This window comes from Nocardioides sp. P5_C9_2 (genome assembly GCF_054049555.1).
In genome coordinates this window covers 1-4841 of record NZ_JBFUMD010000307.1, presented here as the reverse complement: position 1 = coordinate 4841, position 4841 = coordinate 1, and the positions used below count along the sequence as shown (strand labels likewise).

Sequence of the window (4841 nt, the reverse complement as noted above, 5' to 3'; positions counted from 1 at the left end):
CGCCCACCCAGCGGATGGCGAACTTCTACGAGAAGGGCGACAAGCCGCTCGAGATCGTCGCCACCCGGCAGTGGTACATCCGCAACGGTGGCCGCGACGCCGAGACCCGCAGCGAGATGCTGGCCCGCGCCGACGAGATCCAGTGGATCCCCGCGCACATGAAGCACCGCTACGACAACTGGGTCGGCGGGCTCAACGGCGACTGGCTCATCAGCCGTCAGCGGTTCTTCGGTGTCCCCTTCCCGGTGTGGTACCCGCTCGACGACGCCGGCGACCCGGACTACGACCACCCGCTCATGCCCGCCGAGGCCGAACTCCCGGTCGACCCGTCGACGCAGGCGCCCCGCGGGTACGGCGAGGACCAGCGCGGTCGGCCCGGCGGCTTCATCGGCGACCCGGACGTCATGGACACCTGGGCGACCTCGTCGCTGACCCCGCAGATCGCGGGCGGCTGGACCACCGACGAGGACCTCTTCGAGCGCGTCTACCCCTACGACCTGTGCACGCACGCCCACGACATCATCCGCACCTGGCTCTTCAGCCGGGTGGTCCGCGGCCACTTCGAGCAGGGCACGGCGCCCTGGCGCACGGCGATGGTCTCCGGCTTCATCGTCGACCCGGACCGCAAGAAGATGTCGAAGTCCAAGGGCAACGTGGTCGTCCCGACGGAGATCCTGGAGAAGTACGGCGCGGACGCCGTCCGCTGGCGCGCCGCCCTGGGCCGGCCGGGTCTCGACTCGCCGTTCGACGAGTCGCAGATGAAGGTCGGGCGCCGTCTGGCGATGAAGGTGCTCAACGCCTCCAAGTTCGTCCTGGGCAACGTCGGCGCCACCTCGCTGGACCACTTCGCGGTGAGCGAGCCGATCGACTGCGCCCTGCTGGGCCGCCTCGAGGTGGTGGTCCGCAAGGCCACCGAGGCGTTCGACGCCTACGACTACACCACCGCGCTCGAGGTCACCGAGAAGTTCTTCTGGGAGTTCTGCGACGACTACCTCGAGCTGGTCAAGGAGCGGGCGTACGACGAGGACGGCGGTGCTGCCACGGCCTCGGCCAAGGCTGCCCTCGCGGTCGCCCTGCACGTGCAGCTCCGCCTCCTGGCGCCCTTCCTGCCGTATGCGACCGAGGAGGTCTGGTCGTGGTGGCAGGAGGGCTCGATCCACCTCACGTCGTGGCCGGTGGGCACCGACCTGGGGTCCGCGGCCGCCGCCGACCCGACGATGGTGGACGCGGTCGCGGCCGCCCTCATCGGGATCCGCGGCGCCAAGTCGCAGGCCAAGGTGTCGATGAAGGCCGAGCTCTCGCGCGTGGAGATCAGCGGCCCGCCCGCGCTGGTGTCCGCGGCCCAGGCGGCGGAGGCGGACCTGCGTCGCGCGGGCAAGATCACCGGCGACCTGGTCTTCACCCCCGACGAGTCGGCACAACAGGTCTCGGTGGCCGCCGTGGTGGCCGACACCGAGTAGCGCGGAGGGCCGGCCCGGTCAGTCCTTCGTCGAGGAGGACCCCGGGCCGGTCTCGACCGGCACCTCGCTCGCGACCGCGCCGGGGACGACGGGCGTCGTCACCGGGGCCTGGTCGTCGTGGCCCTTGCCGTGACCCTTTGCGGCCTTCTCGGCGTCCTTGACGGCCTTCTCGGCGTCCTTGGCCGTCTGACGCGCCTCGAGGACCGCCTCCGTGGCGGCCTGCTGCGCGTCCCGGGCGGCCTCGTCGGCGGCCTTCTGCGCGTCCCGGGCGGCCTTGTCGGCGGCCTTCTGCGCGTCCCGGGCCGCCTTGTCGGAGACCTGCTCCGGGCCCGGCCCGGTGCTGACGGTCTCGACCGGACCGGTGGGGGTCGAGACGGTGGTGGGGGTCGCAGGGGCTGTCGTGGTCGCAGGGACCGTCGTGGTCGTCGGGACCGTGGTGGCCTGCGGCGTCACGACCGGGTCGATGGCCTGGCCCGTGCCGGTGGCGTCACCGATCGCGGCGGCGTGACGGGTCGCGGCTCGGTCGGGGCGGGTGGTGGTGGCGCCCGTGGACACGGGGGCCGGGACGTCCTCGGTGGTCGACGTCGCGGGACCGTGGCCCACCGGGGCAGGCGTGGCGGGAGCATCGACCCGRGGAGGAAGGACCACGCGGTCCGGGGCCGACGCCACGGGCCGGTCCGCGATCGACCCGAGGAGGCCGCCCAGCGCGTCGCTGCGGATCGCGTGTCCCAGCATGACGGCGCACAGGATCGTCACCACCACGAACGCGAACAGCGGACGCTTGTGCTCAGCACTCACCTGTGGAACCCCCTCGGCACCTCGACATCCATTGTGTCGCGRCTTCCGGGTGGTTCAGACCACTCAGGACCCAAATGGCCCGAAGTGACTAGTCGCGCCCCACCCGAACGGATGGTTGACGACCACGGTCCGTCAACCGCCCGGGGTCGTCGCCGCGACGGTGGGTGACTCGACCGGGGGCGCCACGGGTGCCTGGGTCGTGGGCTGGGTCGTGGGCTCGGTCGTGGGGTCGGTCGTCGGCTCCGGGGGCGGCTGCGTCGAGGGCTCCGCCGTCGGCTCCGGGGACGGCTGCGTGGAGGGCTCCGTCGAGGGCGGGGTCGACGACGGGGACGCGGGATCGGTCGTGGGATCCGGCGTCGGATCCGTCGTCGGGTCCGTCGTGGGACCGACCGGGGGCGTGCCCGCGTTGGCGTGCGCCACCTCCTCGGCGTGCTGCAGGGCCTCCGCCGCCGCTTGCTGCGCGACGGCCGCCTCCTGTGCCTCCCGGTCGGCGACCCGCTGCGCACGGACGGCCTCGACCCTCGCGGCGGCGGCGGCGAGCTCACCGGCCGGGGTCGTGGCCTGAGCCGTCGCCTGGTCCGCGACCTGCTGAGCCTGCACGGCCGCGTTCTGGGCGACCTCCGCCTCGCGTGCCTCCTTGGCCGCGATCGCGACGGCCCTGTCGGCCAGGAAGGCCGCCTGCTCCACGGTCTCGTCGCCGTCGTCGGCGTCCCCGGTCCCCGTGGGGGCGGGCGTCGTCGGTGTGGACCCACCGGCCGCCGCCGGTCCGGTGGCGGTGTCTCCGCCCGGGTCCGAGGAGGCGGTCGGGGGCAAGGCCCCCGGCGGCGCCGACTCCGGTACGCCGCCCGCCTGCACGCCGGCGTCCATGCCACCGCCCGGCGTCGCGGTCTCTCCGGCCTGGGCCAGATCGGTCACGACACCCTGTCCGGCGGTGGCCGTCGGGGCGGCCGGGCTGACGGCAGCGCCCGCGGTGGATCCCGGGGACGTGGGGAGGTCRCCGTCCACGCCAGTGCGGACGGCCTGACCGAGGAGCACGCCGCACAGGGTCGCCACCAGGACGAACCCGAGCAGCGGCTTCGCGTGATCTGGGTGCACCTGGGCCTCTTCAGCTCGGAGGTGTCAAGTGTGCTCCATCGCGACAAGTCCGCCGCGGATCTCGGCGTCGATCTCGCCCATCAGGTGTAGGCGGGAGTCCCCCGCGGCACGCCTGGCTCAGGCCGACTTCTTCTTCTTCGCCTCGGGCTCGCGCGGGACCAGCTCGGGAGCCACGTCGTCCTCGACCACCTCGCGGTTGACGATGACGCGGGCCACGTCCGCACGCGACGGCACGTCGTACATCACGTGGAGGAGGACCTCCTCGATGATGGCGCGCAGACCACGAGCACCGGTGCCCCGCTCCAGCGCCTTCTCGGCGATGGACGCGACGGCGTCCTCGGTGAACTCGAGCTCCACCCCGTCCAGCTCGAAGAGCTTCTGGTACTGCTTGACCAGCGCGTTGCGAGGCTCGGTGAGGATCTGGACCAGGGCCTCGCTGTCGAGCTTGCTGACGCTGGCGATGAGCGGGAGCCGGCCGATGAACTCGGGGATCAGGCCGAACTTGGTGAGGTCTTCGGGGCGCACCATCGACATCAGGTCCTGGGCGTCGCGCTCGGCCTGGCCGCGGATCTCTGCGGTGAAGCCGAGCGACTTCTTGCCGACCCGCTGCTCCACGATCTGCTCCAGGCCGGCGAAGGCGCCGCCGACGATGAACAGGATGTTGGTGGTGTCGATCTGGATGAACTCCTGGTGCGGGTGCTTGCGGCCCCCCTGCGGCGGCACCGAGGCCGTGGTGCCCTCGAGCATCTTCAGCAGCGCCTGCTGCACGCCCTCGCCGGAGACGTCGCGCGTGATCGAGGGGTTCTCCGACTTGCGGGCCACCTTGTCGATCTCGTCGATGTAGATGATCCCGGTCTCGGCCTTCTTGACGTCGTAGTCGGCGGCCTGGATGAGCTTGAGGAGGATGTTCTCGACGTCCTCACCGACGTAGCCGGCCTCGGTCAGCGCCGTGGCGTCGGCGATCGCGAAGGGGACGTTGAGCATCCGGGCCAGCGTCTGGGCCAGGTAGGTCTTGCCGCAGCCGGTGGGCCCGATGACCAGGATGTTGGACTTGGAGACCTCGACGGTCTCGTCCTTGGTGTGCTTGCCCCCGATGGGCTGGAGCCCGGACTGCACACGCTTGTAGTGGTTGTAGACCGCGACGGCCAGGGACTTCTTGGCGTGCTCCTGGCCGATCACGTACGAGTTGAGGAACTCGAAGATCTCCCGCGGCTTGGGCAGCTCGTCGAGACTGACCTCGCTGCCCTCGGCGAGCTCCTCCTCGATGATCTCGTTGCACAGCTCGATGCACTCGTCACAGATGTAGACGTTGGGTCCTGCGATGAGCTTCTTGACCTGCTTCTGGCTCTTGCCGCAGAAGTTGCACTTCAACAGGTCGCCACCGTCACCGATACGAGCCACGGGTTGTGTCCTCCGRTCCTGCCGGGTCGGGCCCCGGCTCTTTCAAACTCCTCGACGGTACCCCGTGCCGACCCCGCGCGGGGGCCG

4 protein-coding genes are annotated in these 4841 nt (G+C 71.4%); 1 reads left to right on the top strand and 3 read right to left on the bottom strand.

Annotation, left to right across the window (positions count from 1 at the left end):
- A partial coding sequence (locus ACXJKL_RS14660) for a class I tRNA ligase family protein (RefSeq protein WP_457207781.1) occupies positions 1–1460 on the top strand: 1460 nt, incomplete at its 5' end.
- 18 nt (positions 1461–1478) lie between these two features.
- Here the strand turns inward: ACXJKL_RS14660 and ACXJKL_RS14655 are convergent.
- The 3 genes from ACXJKL_RS14655 to clpX all read right to left on the bottom strand — a co-directional run bounded on the left by ACXJKL_RS14655 (position 1479) and on the right by clpX (position 4754).
- Positions 1479–2258 (bottom strand): hypothetical protein, encoded by a 780-nt coding sequence (locus ACXJKL_RS14655; RefSeq protein ID WP_457207780.1) that lies wholly within the window; start codon positions 2256–2258, stop codon positions 1479–1481.
- Positions 2259–2390: 132 nt separating this feature from the next.
- Entirely contained in the window at positions 2391–3353 is a 963-nt protein-coding gene (locus ACXJKL_RS14650; RefSeq protein ID WP_457207779.1) for a hypothetical protein, read from the bottom strand.
- 117 nt (positions 3354–3470) lie between these two features.
- Complete coding sequence (gene clpX / locus ACXJKL_RS14645; RefSeq protein WP_457207778.1) at positions 3471–4754, bottom strand: ATP-dependent Clp protease ATP-binding subunit ClpX; 1284 nt, start codon at positions 4752–4754, stop codon at positions 3471–3473.
- Positions 4755–4841: the final 87 nt, after the last annotated feature.